The sequence below is a fragment of the Flavobacterium nitrogenifigens genome (assembly GCF_003254565.1).
Taxonomy (GTDB): domain Bacteria; phylum Bacteroidota; class Bacteroidia; order Flavobacteriales; family Flavobacteriaceae; genus Flavobacterium; species Flavobacterium nitrogenifigens.
In genome coordinates, this window is the sequence record NZ_QJRI01000171.1 from 165,006 (window position 1) to 179,743 (window position 14,738).

General features: G+C 33.3%; 11 protein-coding genes. 6 read left to right on the forward strand and 5 right to left on the reverse strand.

Features of this window, described 5'->3' with window-relative positions:
* The first annotated feature begins 54 nt into the window (after window positions 1–54).
* Window positions 55–2,469 carry an alpha-ketoacid dehydrogenase subunit alpha/beta gene (locus tag DM397_RS09000; RefSeq protein WP_111377215.1) on the forward strand — a complete coding sequence of 805 codons (2,415 nt, stop codon included), beginning with the start codon at window positions 55–57 and terminating at the stop codon, window positions 2,467–2,469.
* A 235-nt stretch (window positions 2,470–2,704) separates the two neighbouring features.
* Here DM397_RS09000 and kdsB read toward each other — a convergent pair whose 3' ends face one another.
* A complete protein-coding gene (gene kdsB / locus DM397_RS09005; protein WP_111377216.1) occupies window positions 2,705–3,439 on the reverse strand; it encodes a 3-deoxy-manno-octulosonate cytidylyltransferase in 735 nt (244 codons plus the stop codon).
* Between the two features lie 155 nt (window positions 3,440–3,594).
* On the reverse strand, window positions 3,595–4,404 hold the full coding sequence (locus tag DM397_RS09010) for a class I SAM-dependent methyltransferase (protein WP_111377217.1): 810 nt from the start codon (window positions 4,402–4,404) through the stop codon (window positions 3,595–3,597).
* Between the two features lie 343 nt (window positions 4,405–4,747).
* Between DM397_RS09010 and DM397_RS09015 the strand changes: the two genes are divergently transcribed.
* Entirely contained in the window at window positions 4,748–6,085 is a 1,338-nt protein-coding gene (locus tag DM397_RS09015; protein ID WP_111377218.1) for an outer membrane protein assembly factor BamB family protein, read from the forward strand.
* Window positions 6,086–6,179: 94 nt separating this feature from the next.
* On the opposite strand, the gene ygiD is transcribed toward DM397_RS09015, so the two are convergent.
* Together ygiD and DM397_RS09025 are read right to left on the reverse strand one after the other, a co-directional pair.
* Window positions 6,180–7,010 carry a 4,5-DOPA-extradiol-dioxygenase gene (ygiD, locus tag DM397_RS09020; protein ID WP_111377250.1) on the reverse strand — a complete coding sequence of 277 codons (831 nt, stop codon included), beginning with the start codon at window positions 7,008–7,010 and terminating at the stop codon, window positions 6,180–6,182.
* A 114-nt stretch (window positions 7,011–7,124) separates the two neighbouring features.
* Window positions 7,125–8,534 carry an ATP-dependent DNA helicase gene (locus tag DM397_RS09025; protein ID WP_111377219.1) on the reverse strand — a complete coding sequence of 470 codons (1,410 nt, stop codon included), beginning with the start codon at window positions 8,532–8,534 and terminating at the stop codon, window positions 7,125–7,127.
* Window positions 8,535–8,828: 294 nt separating this feature from the next.
* Here DM397_RS09025 and DM397_RS09030 point away from each other — a divergent pair, with 294 nt between their 5' ends.
* Together DM397_RS09030 and DM397_RS09035 are read left to right on the forward strand one after the other, a co-directional pair.
* Window positions 8,829–9,650: a DUF3822 family protein gene (locus tag DM397_RS09030; RefSeq protein WP_111377220.1), complete on the forward strand. Its 822-nt coding sequence runs from the start codon at window positions 8,829–8,831 to the stop codon at window positions 9,648–9,650.
* On the forward strand, window positions 9,647–10,252 hold the full coding sequence (locus DM397_RS09035; RefSeq protein ID WP_111377221.1) for an RsmD family RNA methyltransferase: 606 nt from the start codon (window positions 9,647–9,649) through the stop codon (window positions 10,250–10,252). The genes DM397_RS09030 and DM397_RS09035 overlap by 4 nt, the downstream gene beginning before the upstream one ends.
* Window positions 10,253–10,349: 97 nt before the next feature.
* Here DM397_RS09035 and DM397_RS09040 read toward each other — a convergent pair whose 3' ends face one another.
* Window positions 10,350–12,464: an outer membrane beta-barrel family protein gene (locus tag DM397_RS09040; protein ID WP_111377222.1), complete on the reverse strand. Its 2,115-nt coding sequence runs from the start codon at window positions 12,462–12,464 to the stop codon at window positions 10,350–10,352.
* 140 nt (window positions 12,465–12,604) lie between these two features.
* Here DM397_RS09040 and DM397_RS09045 point away from each other — a divergent pair, with 140 nt between their 5' ends.
* Together DM397_RS09045 and DM397_RS09050 are read left to right on the forward strand one after the other, a co-directional pair.
* Window positions 12,605–13,963 carry a sensor histidine kinase gene (locus tag DM397_RS09045; RefSeq protein ID WP_111377223.1) on the forward strand — a complete coding sequence of 453 codons (1,359 nt, stop codon included), beginning with the start codon at window positions 12,605–12,607 and terminating at the stop codon, window positions 13,961–13,963.
* 10 nt (window positions 13,964–13,973) lie between these two features.
* On the forward strand, window positions 13,974–14,660 hold the full coding sequence (locus DM397_RS09050) for a response regulator transcription factor (RefSeq protein ID WP_111377224.1): 687 nt from the start codon (window positions 13,974–13,976) through the stop codon (window positions 14,658–14,660).
* Window positions 14,661–14,738: the final 78 nt, after the last annotated feature.

Consider the following 14,738-nt stretch of genomic DNA (forward strand, 5'->3'; position numbering starts at 1 on the left):
TATTGATTGTTTTTAAGTAATTTCGCGACATAAACAACATGACCCTACAAGATTATGATAAAAGAAAAAAACAATACTACACTGACATTTGAAGATTTCAAAACTGAGGTATTGAATGACTATAGAATTGCGGTAACCAGCCGTGAATGTAGTCTTTTAGGTCGAAAAGAAGTATTAACAGGAAAAGCTAAATTTGGAATTTTCGGAGACGGAAAAGAAGTTCCGCAGCTGGCAATGGCAAAAGCTTTTAAAAACGGAGATTTCCGTTCTGGATACTATCGCGATCAAACTTTTATGATGGCTATCGGCGAATTGGACGCTAAACAGTTTTTTGCCGGTTTATACGGTCACACTGATTTAGCTTTTGATCCGATGTCTGCAGGAAGACAAATGGGAGGACACTTTGTAACGCACAGTTTAAACGAAGATGGCTCTTGGAAAGATTTAACAAAACAAAAAAATTCAAGTTCAGATATATCTCCGACTGCGGGTCAGATGCCAAGATTACTTGGTTTGGCTCAAGCATCAAAAATCTACAGAAACGTTGACGGAATTACCATTAAAGATAAATTTTCTGTTAACGGAAATGAAGTGGCTTGGGGAACTATTGGTAATGCAAGTACTTCTGAAGGTTTATTTTTTGAAACTATAAATGCTGCGGGAGTTTTACAAGTTCCGATGGTAATGAGTGTTTGGGATGATGAATACGGAATCTCAGTTCACGCTAAACACCAAACTACTAAAGAGAATATCTCTGAAATTTTAAAAGGATACCAACGCGATGAAGATTCTAAAGGTTATGAAATCTTTAGAGTAAAAGGTTGGGATTATGCCGAATTGGTTTCGACTTATGAAAGAGCTGGAGCCATTGCTCGTGAAGAACATATTCCAGTTTTAATTCACGTAAACGAATTGACACAACCTCAAGGTCACTCTACTTCTGGTTCTCATGAACGCTACAAAAGTGCAGAAAGACTGGCTTGGGAAAGAGATTTTGACTGTATTCGCCAAATGCGTCTTTGGATGATTGCTATTAATATTGCTTCTCCAGAGGAATTGGCAGAACTTGATTTCGAATTAAAGAAAGAAGTTCTAGAAGCTAAAAAAGAAGCATGGAATAGCTTCATCAATCCAATTATTGATGAGCAAAAGAATCTTTTAGCTTTATTGGAGCAAATTGCCGAAGCAAGCATTAATCATAAAGAAAGAATCAAAAAATTAATTTCTGAATTAGCCGCAATTAAAGCGCCGTTAAAAAAGGAATTATTAGTTTATGCTAGAAAGATTCTGCGTTTTATCGAAGTTCCTAACAGCAAGGTTCTTTTATCTAACTGGATTACAAAATTCTTAGCCGAAACGCAGGAAAAATTCAGCAGTAATTTGCATTCAGAGTCTGAGCAAAATGTATATTCTGTACAAAAAGTTCTTCCTAAATATGCTGAAAATGCAAAACCAGATTTAGATGGAAGAATGATACTTCGCGATAATTTTGATGCTATATTCGCAAAATATCCTGAAACTTTAATTTTCGGTGAAGATGTTGGAAACATTGGAGACGTAAATCAAGGTCTAGAAGGAATGCAAGAAAAATATGGAGAACTTCGTGTTGCCGATGTCGGAATTCGTGAAGCGACTATTATTGGTCAGGGAATCGGGATGGCATTGAGAGGTTTACGCCCGATTGCTGAAATTCAGTACTTAGATTATTTATTGTATGCTATTCAGATCATGAGTGACGATTTAGCTACTTTACAATATAGAACTGTTGGAAAACAGAAAGCGCCATTAATCATTAGAACTCGTGGACACCGTTTGGAAGGAATCTGGCATTCTGGTTCTCCAATGGGAATGATTATCAATGCGATTCGTGGAATTCACGTTTTGGTTCCAAGAGATATGACGCAAGCAGCTGGTTTTTATAACACTTTGTTAGAATGTGATGAGCCTGCTTTAGTTATCGAATGTTTAAACGGATATCGTTTAAAAGAAAAAACGCCTTTGAATTTTGGTGAATTCAAAACACCAATCGGAGTTGTAGAAACTTTAAGAGAAGGTTCTGATATTACTTTAGTTTCTTACGGATCAACTTTAAGATTGGTTATGCAAGCGGCTAATGAATTAGCAGAAAAAGGAATTGATTGCGAAGTTATCGATGTCCAATCTTTACTTCCGTTTGATATTAGCAAAGACATTGTAAAAAGTATTGCCAAAACAAATCGTCTTTTAGTAATTGACGAAGATGTTCCTGGAGGAGCTTCAGCATTCATCTTACAGCAGATTTTAGAAGAACAAGATGCTTACAAACATTTGGATAGCAAACCACAGACTTTAGCAGCAAAAGCACACAGACCTGCATACGGAACTGATGGCGATTATTTCTCTAAACCTTCTGCAGAAGATATTTATGAGAAAATTTACGATATGATGCACGAAGTTAACCCTTCTAAATTCCCTGCTTTATACCAGTAATTTAGATTGTTTTAGATATTAAAAAAGCTCCAAGAATTTGGAGCTTTTTTTTATTTTGTCATCCTGAGGAACGAAGGATCACACTAGAAGTTCCATAAAGAATATCGCCAATCTTTGTCTATTTACGAGTGTGATCCTTCGTTCCTCAGGATGACAAAACTGGATTGGAAAAAATCCGTTCAAATCCGCGCTTTCGCGAAAGCGAATCTGTCAAATCCGCGTTCTATACGACGAATTAAAGATCCTTTAGCATAGCTCTCGCTCTTTCCAAATCTTCAGCCGTATCAATCCCGATTCCAACATGAGTGGTTTCAACCATTTTAATGCGTTTTCCAAACTCTAAATAACGCAATTGCTCTAACTTCTCAGAAGCTTCTAAAGATTTCATCGGAAGGTTGTAAAAGTCCAATAACGCCTGTTTTCTAAAAGCATAAATTCCGATATGCTGAAAATATCGTACTCCAACATTTTTCTCTCTAGGATACGGAATTACAGAGCGAGAAAAATACAATGCAAACTGCGACTGATCAACCACCACTTTCACATTATTAGGATTATTGATTTCGTCTTCGTCTCTAATTTCACGCATTAACGAAGCCAAATCTATTTTTCTATCTGGGTCATTTTTAAAAACAGATAAAACCTGTGCTAAAGGTTCTGCTTCAGTAAAAGGCTCATCGCCTTGTACATTTACCACAATATCAACATCAAGATCAGCAATAGCTTCAGCAATTCGATCACTACCTGATTCATGTTCTTTGACACTCATAATGGCTTTTCCGCCATTCGAAACAATTTCATCAAAAATCAAATCAGAATCGGTTACTACAAAAACATCATCAAACAATGCTGTCGAAACTGCTGCTTCATAGGTTCTCAGAATTACTGTTTTGCCACCTAAATCCTGCATTAATTTTGCTGGAAAACGTGTTGATGCATATCTGGCTGGAATTACCGCTATTATTTTCATTCTTATATTTTACTGAGTTTAAAAAACTCAAAATTTAATAATTTAATTTTCACTGCTTTTAAGTGTTTGCAAATATGCAAAAATTACTTTTAAATTCTCTGTTTTCTATTTCTGTAAAAGATGAAAATCATGTTCAAGAATATTAAGACAAAAAATTAAACCGAAACTGTAACACGAAGATAAGTTGCTGGAATTAATGTAGAATTGTCATTACTTTGGTTTTGGCTATTAACTAATCCTTCAAGTTTAGCATACAAATCCGAAGTTTTACCGTTTTGTTCGGCAGCTTCAAAAGCATTCATCGTTGGACCATAGTAAGTTTTTAATCGATTTAGCCACTCCGAAGGCGGGAATGTGGCTTTAAATGTAAAGGTATCTCTCTCAAAAGAAATACTTTCTTTAGGAACACCAGCATTTGTGAATCTTTCGATTACGTTATCCTCAATACCCCAGAGCATTGGACTTACAAAACCTTCGGGAGGCGGAGGTGTAAATTCAGCGCTAATTTTCAAGATTTGCGCAATCAACGTTGGATCTCCTGGTATCCAATTACCCATAATAATTTTACCTCCAGGTCGTGTGACACGAACCATTTCTTTAGCAACATCAAAAGGTTTTGGCGCAAACATTGCTCCAAAAATGCTCATTGTAACATCATAAGATTGATTTTTCAATTCATTCAAATCGGTTGCGTCACCTTCTTGAAATACAACATTAACCAATCCTTCCTTTTTTGCTCGAAGATTACCCGCTTCAACTAAATTTCTTGCTATATCAACACCTAAAACATTGGCTCCTAATTTTGCCGAAGGTATTGCCGTAGTACCATCGCCACAGCCTAGATCTAAAACGTTACTGTTTTCTTTAATTCCAATTTTAGCAACCAATTCCGCACCACTCTCTCTCATAGATTCTGCAACGCGCGTAAAATCGCCTTTTTCCCATAATGCTTTGTTTGGATTCATCTTAATTTTATCAGTGATTATAGTGCTGATGCCGCACTTTTACCTAATTTGTAAACATCTTCTATCATTTTTTAAATTATCACCAGTTAATCACAAAAAGGCATTAAAAAACTACTTAAAAAGAAGATATACAACAAATAATTAACTGACAAACAATTACTTACACAAAAATAAACAAATTAAATGGAAAACGATTGGAAAACTTTGAGGCCTTCTTTGGCTATTTCAATCAAAAAACAGATATACTATTCACAAAGAGCTTTCTAAAATATATTTATAACATATTTCTCAAAGCATTGTATTTTAATATCTTATAAATATTTTTACTTTTATAAGAAAAACTATGAAAAGAAACTTTACTTCTCTCCTGCTCTATTTCTTTTTAATTTTTACTTCCAATGCTTTTTCTCAGAACAAATCGGATATTTTAAACCCGTTTTCTAATCGCATTTTTTCAGGAAAAGGATATCAGCCTTTACAAGATTTAAAATGGAAATTTAAAACGGAGGGCAAAATCTTTTCTTCTCCAATCGTTCAAAACGGAACAGTTTATATCGGTAGCGAAGATGGTTATTTGTATGCTGTCAATGAAAAATCTGGCACTCTAAAATGGAAATTTAAAACTAATGGCGCAATTCACAGTTCTGCAAGCCTTTATAATAATATTGTTTATTTTGGAAGTTTTGATGGCCATTATTATGCTGTAAATGCCAAAACAGGAAAAGAAATATGGCGTTTTAAAACCAAAGGCGAGCACTGGTATAGCGAAGTTGGAATGTGGGGCATGAAACCAAGTGACTTACTTATGGCCGATTTATGGGACTTTTATCTTTCAACACCCATTATTTATTTGGACAATAAATCGGCTTTGGCAATTTTTGGAAGCAGTGATGGAAACCTATATGCTGTTGATGCTAAAACTGGAACTTTGAAATGGAATTTCGAGACAAAAGCGGCTATACACAGTACCCCGATTCTAGAAAAAAATACCGTTTATTTTGGCGGATGGGATGGTGTCTTTTATGCTTTGGACTGTAAAACGGGAAAAGAGAAATGGAAATTTTCTACAGAAGTTAAAACAGGTTTTACAGGAATTCAAGCTTCTGCCACTATTTATGACGGAATCGTCTATTTTGGCGCAAGAGATCCTTATTTGTTTGCACTAGATACCGAAACAGGAAAAGTAATCTGGAAATACAACGCCGAAAATTCTTGGATTTTGAGTACAGCTGTTATCAAAAACAATATACTTTATGTTGGAACATCTGATACTTACGCTTTGTTGGCATTGGATCCCAAAACAGGGAAAGAAAAATATAGATTTAAAGGAAACGGATATGTTTATTCTTCGCCAGCAATTGCAGGAAACACAATCTATTTCGGTGATTTTTCGGGGAATTTCTTTGACTTAAACTTGCTTTCTGATGGAAAAGAATCGACTACTATTTCAACAGAAAACAGAAACAAATATGCCGCCAGCACTCTCAACAATAATCATCTAGATTTTGGATTTGCAGCCAAAAAAGCCGACTTGTCTATTTATGCTGAAAATCAAAAAGTCATGAATGAATTTTACAAATTAGGTTCCATTGTTTCATCTCCATTCATCAGCAATAATGTTATTTTTTACGGAAGTGCAGATGGCTATCTTTATGCTTATAATTTGAAAAAAGAAAAATAACCTTAGCGAATCTCTGCGTAATTCTTGGTGAATCTCTGTGTAATAGTTATACCGCAAAGATTCGCAAAGGTTTCGCAGAGATACACAAAGTATATTACATGAGTTTTACTGAGGTCATACTTAATGACCCTGCCAATAACTTATCATTAAACAAGCTTAAATCGTCTGTTTTATCTTTTAAACCTAAAGTATACAATAACGGAAGATAATGTTCTGGCGTTGGAACCGCCAATTGAACGGCTTTATTTAGTTTTTCGAAATCAATTAAAGGTTGGAAATTTCCATCTAATAAATAATTATTTACCGTTTCGCGTGCTTCTATAGCCCAATCGTAACCGTAATTGTCTTTATCAAAATTTCTAAAATCGACCATTCTTAGATTGTGGACAATATTGCCGCTTCCGATGATTAAAACGCCTTTGTAACGTAGTGCCTGCAGTTTTTGAGCCAATTCAAAATGGTATTGTCCCGATTTTGTATAATCGATGCTCAATTGAATTACGGGAACATCGGCATTTGGGTATAAATGTTTAATGACACTCCAAGCGCCGTGGTCTAATCCCCAATGTTCGTCTAATTCGACCATTACGGGATCTAAAAGCTTTTTGGTTTCAACTGCCAATTCTGGACTACCTTTTGCTGGATATTGCACATCAAAAAGTGCTTGCGGAAAACCTCCAAAATCATGAATGGTTCTTGGCATTTCCATAGAAGTCACTTTTGTTCCTTTTGTAAACCAATGTGCAGAAACGCATAAAATAGCGTTGGGTTGCGGCAGTGTTTTTGCCAGATTACGAAAACCAGTCACAAACTGATTTTCTTCAATAGCATTCATTGGGCTGCCATGTCCCAAAAACAGAACTGGCATTTTATCTGTATTCGAAAACGTCGACGAAATCGAATGTAGTTCGTTTAGTGTTGTCATTTTTTTCGCATTTAAAACGGTAAAATTTTCCGCCACGAATTCACGAATTTTATTTTTTAAAATCTATACGCAAAGTATTTGGATTAATTCGTGAATTCGTGGCTATCAAAAAAACTATTCCTCAAAGCTCTCGTCTTTAAATCCTATCAAATATAGCTTATTTTTAGCACGTGTCATAGCGGTGTAAAGCCATCTAATATAATCAGTATCAATTCCGTTTGGCAGAAATGGCTGTTCTATAAAAACCGTATTCCATTGCCCACCTTGCGATTTGTGACACGTTATAGCATAAGAAAACTTAACCTGCAATCCGTTGAAATATTCGTTTTCCTTTACCTTTTGGAATCTTTTATATTTAGTCGGTTCATCTTCATAATCTTTCATCACTTCTTCGTACAAACGATTCGATTCTTCGTAGGTTAAAGAAGGTGATTCGCTTGTTAAAGTATCTAAAATTAAAACCGTTTCAAAAGGCTTTTGTTCTGGATAATCGACCATTCTAATTTTTACTTTCGCAAACTTAAATCCGTATAATTCTTTAATTCCGAAAAGCTCTAAAACTTCAATAATATCTCCGTTGGCAATAAATCCAGCTTCGTCGGTTTCTTTTAGCCAGAAATAATTGTTCTTCACTACCATTAAGAAATCACCAACCGAAAGTTCGCTTTCTTTAAATAAAATTCGGCTTCTAATCTGTTCATTATATTGATTTGCCCTTTTATTAGAACGGACAATAAAGGCAGTGTCTTCAATGCTATAATTGCTGTATGCTGAATTTATCGCATCTTGAATGTCATAACCATCCGTCAGGCGAACAATGTCTTTAAACTTCTTTACATTAAATCGAAACTCGGTAATGAAGCTTTCTTTGAGCAATTCGCGTAATTCTGTCGCATTGTATAAAATTCCAGAATTTTCTTCCTGACGCATTACTTCGTCCAATTCGATATGATCAATTTCTTTGCTGTAATGAAAACCCAAAGTATCAATATCTAAAGCGGGACTAACATCTAAATTGACTGGCGGAAGCTGAGCTGTATCTCCCAAAAGAATCATTTTACAGTTTTGTCCCGAATACACATAATTAATCAAATCATCTAGAAGTGATCCGCTGTCTAAGGTACTGTCTGAAATCATCGAAGCCTCATCGACGATAAAAATGGTGTTTTTATGTTTGTTGACTTGTTTGGTAAAAGCTACTCCGCCTCCAGAAGATTTCTTCGGAAAATAGATCTTTTTATGAATCGTAAAAGCTGGATTATTCGAATAATTGGCAATTACTTTTGCCGCACGTCCGGTTGGCGCCAATAAAACGTACTTTTTGTTTATATCTCCTAGATTATTGACAATAGTAGAAATAACGGTTGTTTTTCCCGTACCGGCATATCCTTTCAAAACAAAAATGGTGTCGTTTTGAGGTTCGGTTAGGAAAATGGCAATTTTCTGAAAAAAAATATCCTGTTTATATGTTGGAGGAAAAGGAAATCGCTTTTGTAAAATACCGTAAAATTGTGCAGAAGTCATAAAATAATATTGAAATACAAAGGTCGTCTTTTTAAATTTTAAATTCCAATCTTTGAATTTTAAATTCCAAACTTTAAAATTCGTGAAATAATAGATCCCATTCAATAATTAAAAAAGAAAAAAGCATTAACTGATTAATTTTCAAATAAATACACTTTTTCTTAACCTTGTTTTAAACTTAGATTCAAATTGTTTTTTGAAATTGCAATTATAATTGTTCCTTTTTAATTTGTAAGTTTGTGGTCGCTTAAATTCTTTCTTGATTTAAAACAGGTAACGAATTGTAAATCAACTATGTCATTACAAAATACTAACATTACTTCAAAAAATTACAGAAAACTTTCTATTCAGGTTTCCCTGACTGGATTTTCATACTGCTGTTTTGATACTTTAAACAATGTCATTACTTCTTTCAAAGAAATAAAGTTTGACACCACTAGTAAAACAAGCCGAATTGAAGATTTATTCAACAATGCTTTCAAGACTAATCCTGAATTAAAAGAAACTTATGACGAAGTAATGGTTATCCATAATAACAATTTTTCGACTTTTGTTCCTACTGCTTTATTTGATGAGAATTATTTAGGAAGTTATCTGCAATACACTACAAAAGTGTTTGAAACAGATCACTTTACATTTGATCAAATCCCTAATTATCAGATGAATTCTGTTTATATTCCGTATGTAAACATCAACAATTTCTTGATCGATAATGTAGGTTCTTTTAATTCTAAACACGCCAATACGATTTTGGTCGAAAAAATTCTGGACAATTCAAGAAACAATGACGACAAGAAAATGATTGTAAATTTTAATCCTGGTAATTTTGAAATTATCGTGGTGCAGAATCAAAAACTTTTATTGTTTAATTCGTTCGAATACAATACCCCAGAAGATTTTATCTACTATATTTTATTTACGGCAGAGCAAATGAGCATGAATCCCGAAAGTTTTAAGTTAGAATTGTTGGGAACAATTTCAGAAAACGATCCATTTTATGCTATAGCTTACAAATACGTGCGCCATATTTCTTTTATGGATGTTTCAAAAGTAAAAGAAAGAAACAGCTTTACAACCGCTCAAAATCAAAAACATTATATCTTATTTCAATCATGAGAATCATTTCAGGAAAATACAAAGGACGCAGAATTTTTCCGCCAAAAAATCTACCTGTAAGACCAACGACTGATATGAGTAAAGAAGCATTGTTTAATGTTTTGAATAATCATTTTAGTTTTGACAGTTTAAAGGTTTTAGATCTTTTTTCGGGAACTGGAAACATCAGCTATGAATTTGCTTCACGCGGAAGCGCACCGATTACTTCTGTAGATGGCGATTTCGGATGCGTTAAATTCATTAAACAAGTTTCATCAGAATACGATTTTGATATTGCTGCAACTAAAAGTGATGTTTTTAAATTCTTAGAAAACTCTAAAACAACTTACGACATTATTTTTGCAGATCCGCCTTATGGCTTAGACCAAGCAACTTTTGAAAAAATTGTGCTAACGGTTTTTGAAAGAGATTTATTGGAAGAAGACGGCATGATGATTATCGAACATTCAAAGTATACAAAACTAGACCACATGATTAACTTTTCCTTCCAGAAAAGTTACGGCGGTTCGTTTTTTAGCTTCTTCGAACTAAATTCTACAGATGATGACGAAGAATTACCGCACGATGTTTCAAAAAAAGAAACCGAAGAAGACGAAGGATAAATTTTTAAAATATTAAATATTGAAATTCCAAATTCCAATTTTTTCCTGAAACCTCGGGATTGGAATTTGGAATTTTTATTTTTTGGAATTTTAAACCTTATCTGATTCTATTTTCACTCTCATTGACGCTTTTTTCTTTGTATTCTGAATCTTTTATCTTTCCGAAAGAATAACGAACTGCAATAGAAATCTCATTTGCATCAACCCAATATTTAAACTTTGAATTTATATTATTAATGCTAAAAGCATCTGTATAAGTCGTGGCTTTAAAAATATCATTATAATTTAAGGTACAGCTCCAGTTTTTGCCAAATGTTTTTGCCAGCGATAAATCGACTATAAAATTGGCTTTTCGTTCAAAAATTCCATCGTTTTGTTTTGTCATTCCCCAAAAAGAAAGAACAAAACTGAAATCTTTCGGCAGTTTAAAAGTGTTGTTGGAATAATAATATAAATAAGGTTTTGATGGATGTAATAAAGCTGCGTCATCTTCAGTCTTACTTTTTGCAAAAACGAGAGAATTTGTTGCTGTCCAAAATTTATAAGTAAACGGAAGCGTCAAATCTATTGTAAAACCAGTTTCGCGCTTAAAATTAATATCAGTAATCATCAGCACATTGGTTTCCTCATTAAAAACAAAAGTCGGATTAACAACATCTTTAGTTTGATAATAACCAAATTTTAAAGTTTTGTCCAAATATTGAATGGTACTCGAAATTTCGTCTACAAATGCTGGTCCTAAATTTATACTGCTACCGTACAAAAAATACGGATTTATATAGGTAGCAATCTGACTTAACGAAGAATATTTAGGCCTCACAATACTTTTTGCATAATCTAGAATAATACTCTTTGTACTGTCGATAGGAAAAGTAATATTGGCTTTCGGAAACAAATTGGTATAATTTTTATCGATAGAAGGCGAAATTTGCGTTCTAAACTTTGCATAAACATTTGTGTTCTCTGCTCTTAATCCGAATGAAAAATCGATTTTTTTGAGTTTTCCAGAAAATTGAATATAAGCCGCTAGGTTTTCTTCTTTAAAATCATAATCTGAAATTTCGTTAGAGTTTTTCTCAAAATCAAAAATGTCTGCGTTTGATACTGATTTTGCCTTTAGATACAATGCACCATATTCCAGATCCATTTCATTCTTAAACTTTTTCTCCAAATCAACTCTTCCAGAAAAAACATCAACATTAAATTTCTGATCACGATTTTGCGACAATTCAAAATCGGTTTCATTATAATTATTAGCCACTAAACTCTTTAAATGCTGATTAAAATTAGAGTACTGAAAACCAGCAAAAAGTTGCGTGTCAATCGATTTTATTTTTTTTGAATAATTCACAAATGCATTTACAAAATCCTTTTTACTTGAATTATCACTCAATGTAAAAACATTATTTACCACATCCTGATTTTGATTAAAAGTAAAAGTGTTGATATCGAACGTATCACTCTGAAGCTTTCCATTTACATTAATGGAGAAATAATCCTCCTCTTTTATTTTGTAATACATTCCGCCTCCAAAAATGTATTGATTGCGATGTGTATTTGCCATTACATCATAATTGGAAATAATGGAAGCTTTTGGAATTTCATATTCTAAAGTATGCTTCTCCCAAGGATTTAGTTTATTGTAATTAAAATTGGCTTTCCATTCTAATTTTCCTTTTTTAAAACTGGAATTAAAGCCCAAATAATTATTATAATGCTTTTTAAAAGATGCCACTTCTGAAATTTCAGTTCTGAAACTGTCTTTTTTGCTCAATTTCCTAGTAATTAAAATCACAGCACGGCCTTCGGCTTCGTATTTTGAAGATGGGTTTTTAATAATTTCAATTGTTTTAATATCAGCGACACTCAAGGCATTCAAATCGGTTATCGTTCCTTTTTGCCCGTCAATGTAAATGAGCGGATTTCCTTTTCCGACAATCGAAATACTTTCTCGATCAGTACTTACTTGAACCGATGGCAGCTTTGAAAGCAGATCTACCGGGTTTGGAATTGTGCTGTAAACCGAATTAGCAACGTCAACTTTTATGTTTCCGTTTGAGTTTGTAAATGTCTTTTTCTCCTGGCTGATGACAATTTCATCTAATTGATTTGAAGTCGAATCTTTTGGTGTTTCATTCTGAGCATTCGCTATACATGAAAGACAAAAAAGCAGAAGTGTTATTAGAAGTTTTAATGGCAGATAAAGATTCATTTTAAAATTTAAATTGATTAGTGTTGCTGCAAAAATGCTTTGAAAACCTAGTTCTGAAAGTTAATCGTAGGTTAATGCAGAGTTAATCTGCCATTTGATTAGTAAAAACAGTATTTTTGAAACAGAATTTTCGAAGGAATATGAAACAAAGAATCAATTTATTAATCACATTTTCTGTCATTGCACTAATTGTGCTTATGACGGTGCAATGTTATTTGGTAAAAACGGCCTACGAATATAAAGTGGCACAGTTTCATACACAGATTAAAAATGAAATTGCCCAGATTTCAAACAACTACAGTGATATTGACTCAGCTTTTGTGGCAAAAAAAGAAGCACTTTACAAAAGCCTTTCTGAAAGATATATAAAAGGAAAAAACAGCAAACTAGATATTAAGATTGGCGTTTTACAGAATGAATATCAGAGCGCTGTAACTCGAGAAATCCAGAGAAAATTCGAAAGAGATTTGCCAAATTTTAAAATTGATTTTGCCATTGTGCTCAACAAATTTATCCTGTATCAAAATGCAAAAAAAGCTGATACTATTTTCTCCGAAAAGCCTTTTATCCAGAATAAATTGTACGGAAATCTAGCTTCGCTCAATCATGCTTTTTTAGTGCGAAATTATGTTGGAACAACCAATGGAACTTTCGAAAATCAGGAATATCAATTACTTACAGAAGATTCAATGTACGTTTCTGTAATTGATTGGGAAATGATTATTCTGAGACGAATGACTTTTATTCTCATTTTGTCTTTATTATCAATTCTGACTTTAATCACGCTTTTTGTCATTGCCTTAAAAGCTTTAATTAAACAGAAAAAAGTAAGCGATGTTAAGACTGATTTCATTAATAATATTACGCACGAACTTAAAACGCCTTTGGCAACTTTAGGGATCTCGACAAAGATTTTAGCACAGAAAAGCATTCGTGAAAATGAAGAAAATTTCAACGCTATTGTGAATACAATTTCACGTCAAAATAACCGCCTTCAAAATTTGATTGATCAGGTTATGGCAAATTCTTTGGCAGAAAATGAAATTGAATTGCAAAAGGAAAAAATAGATGCCGAAGATTTTCTGCTTTCTATTGTTGATGATTTTAAAATTACTTTTCCAAAAATCAATCTAAAAACCGATTTTCAAACTGAGAAAACGATTCTTGTTTTAGATAAATTTCATCTAACAACCGCTTTCTTAAATGTTTTGGAAAATGCTGCAAAATACGGTTCGAACACCATTACAGTAAAAACAAAAATGGTTGAAAACCAATTTTCTATCAGTTTTGAAGATGACGGAATTGGAATTGCCAAAAACAAACAAGCCTTTCTTTTCGAGAAATTTTATCGCGTCGAACAAGGAAATCTGCATAATACAAAAGGCTTAGGTTTAGGTTTGTATTATGTCGATCAAATTGTAAAAGCACATCAGGGTTCTGTTAACGTTATTAGCGATTTAGGAAAAGGAACCCAGTTTACTATTTTATTAAAAGTTTAATTCCCTTATTTTGAAAAGATTACTTTTAGCCGAAGACGATTTTGACTTTGCGGCGATTTTAAAACAATACCTAGAATTGCATCAATTTGAAGTAATCTGGGCAGAAAACGGTGAGATAGCTTTAGACTATTTTAAAAACCAGGTTTTTGATATTTGCATTTTTGATGTCATGATGCCTAAAATGGACGGATTTTCATTGGCGGAAAAAATAATTACTATCAATCCTGAAATTCCTTTTATTTTTCTAACTGCAAGAAAACTTAAAGAAGACAAAATCATTGGCTTAAAACTTGGTGCAGACGACTATATCGCAAAACCTTTTGAAGTTGATGAATTGGTTCTTCGTCTACAGAATATCCTAAAAAGAATTGAGCAAAAAAGAAGTCTTGAAGGAAACAACATCATAGAAATTGGTTCGTATATTTTTGATAACGAACGCCTAACTTTGAATAATAAAAATCACGTTCAGCAGCTTACAGAAATGGAAGCTTCTCTTATTGAGTATTTATATCTCAACCATAATCAGTTATTAAAAAGAGATCAAATTTTAATGTCAATCTGGAAAAAAGACGATTATTTCTCAGGGCGAAGCATGGATGTTTTTATCAGCAGATTGAGAAAATATTTTAATTCAGATCCAAAAATTAAGATTGAAAGTGTTCGAAATATAGGATTGGAGTTTAAAATAGAAAAATAGTATTCGAATCATATAATTTCACATAAACAATTGTGTAACAGAAATTAACTTGTCAAAATTTAACTTTGTTAGAGAACT

What these genes read in the sequence shown, in the direction of transcription:
- DM397_RS09000 (WP_111377215.1), top strand. Translation starts at nt 55, where the DNA reads ATGATAAAAGAAAAAAACAATACTACACTGACATTTGAAGATTTCAAA.
- kdsB (WP_111377216.1), bottom strand. Translation starts at nt 3,439, where the DNA reads ATGAAAATAATAGCGGTAATTCCAGCCAGATATGCATCAACACGTTTT.
- DM397_RS09010 (WP_111377217.1), bottom strand. Translation starts at nt 4,404, where the DNA reads ATGAATCCAAACAAAGCATTATGGGAAAAAGGCGATTTTACGCGCGTT.
- DM397_RS09015 (WP_111377218.1), top strand. Translation starts at nt 4,748, where the DNA reads ATGAAAAGAAACTTTACTTCTCTCCTGCTCTATTTCTTTTTAATTTTT.
- ygiD (WP_111377250.1), bottom strand. Translation starts at nt 7,010, where the DNA reads ATGACAACACTAAACGAACTACATTCGATTTCGTCGACGTTTTCGAAT.
- DM397_RS09025 (WP_111377219.1), bottom strand. Translation starts at nt 8,534, where the DNA reads ATGACTTCTGCACAATTTTACGGTATTTTACAAAAGCGATTTCCTTTT.
- DM397_RS09030 (WP_111377220.1), top strand. Translation starts at nt 8,829, where the DNA reads ATGTCATTACAAAATACTAACATTACTTCAAAAAATTACAGAAAACTT.
- DM397_RS09035 (WP_111377221.1), top strand. Translation starts at nt 9,647, where the DNA reads ATGAGAATCATTTCAGGAAAATACAAAGGACGCAGAATTTTTCCGCCA.
- DM397_RS09040 (WP_111377222.1), bottom strand. Translation starts at nt 12,464, where the DNA reads ATGAATCTTTATCTGCCATTAAAACTTCTAATAACACTTCTGCTTTTT.
- DM397_RS09045 (WP_111377223.1), top strand. Translation starts at nt 12,605, where the DNA reads ATGAAACAAAGAATCAATTTATTAATCACATTTTCTGTCATTGCACTA.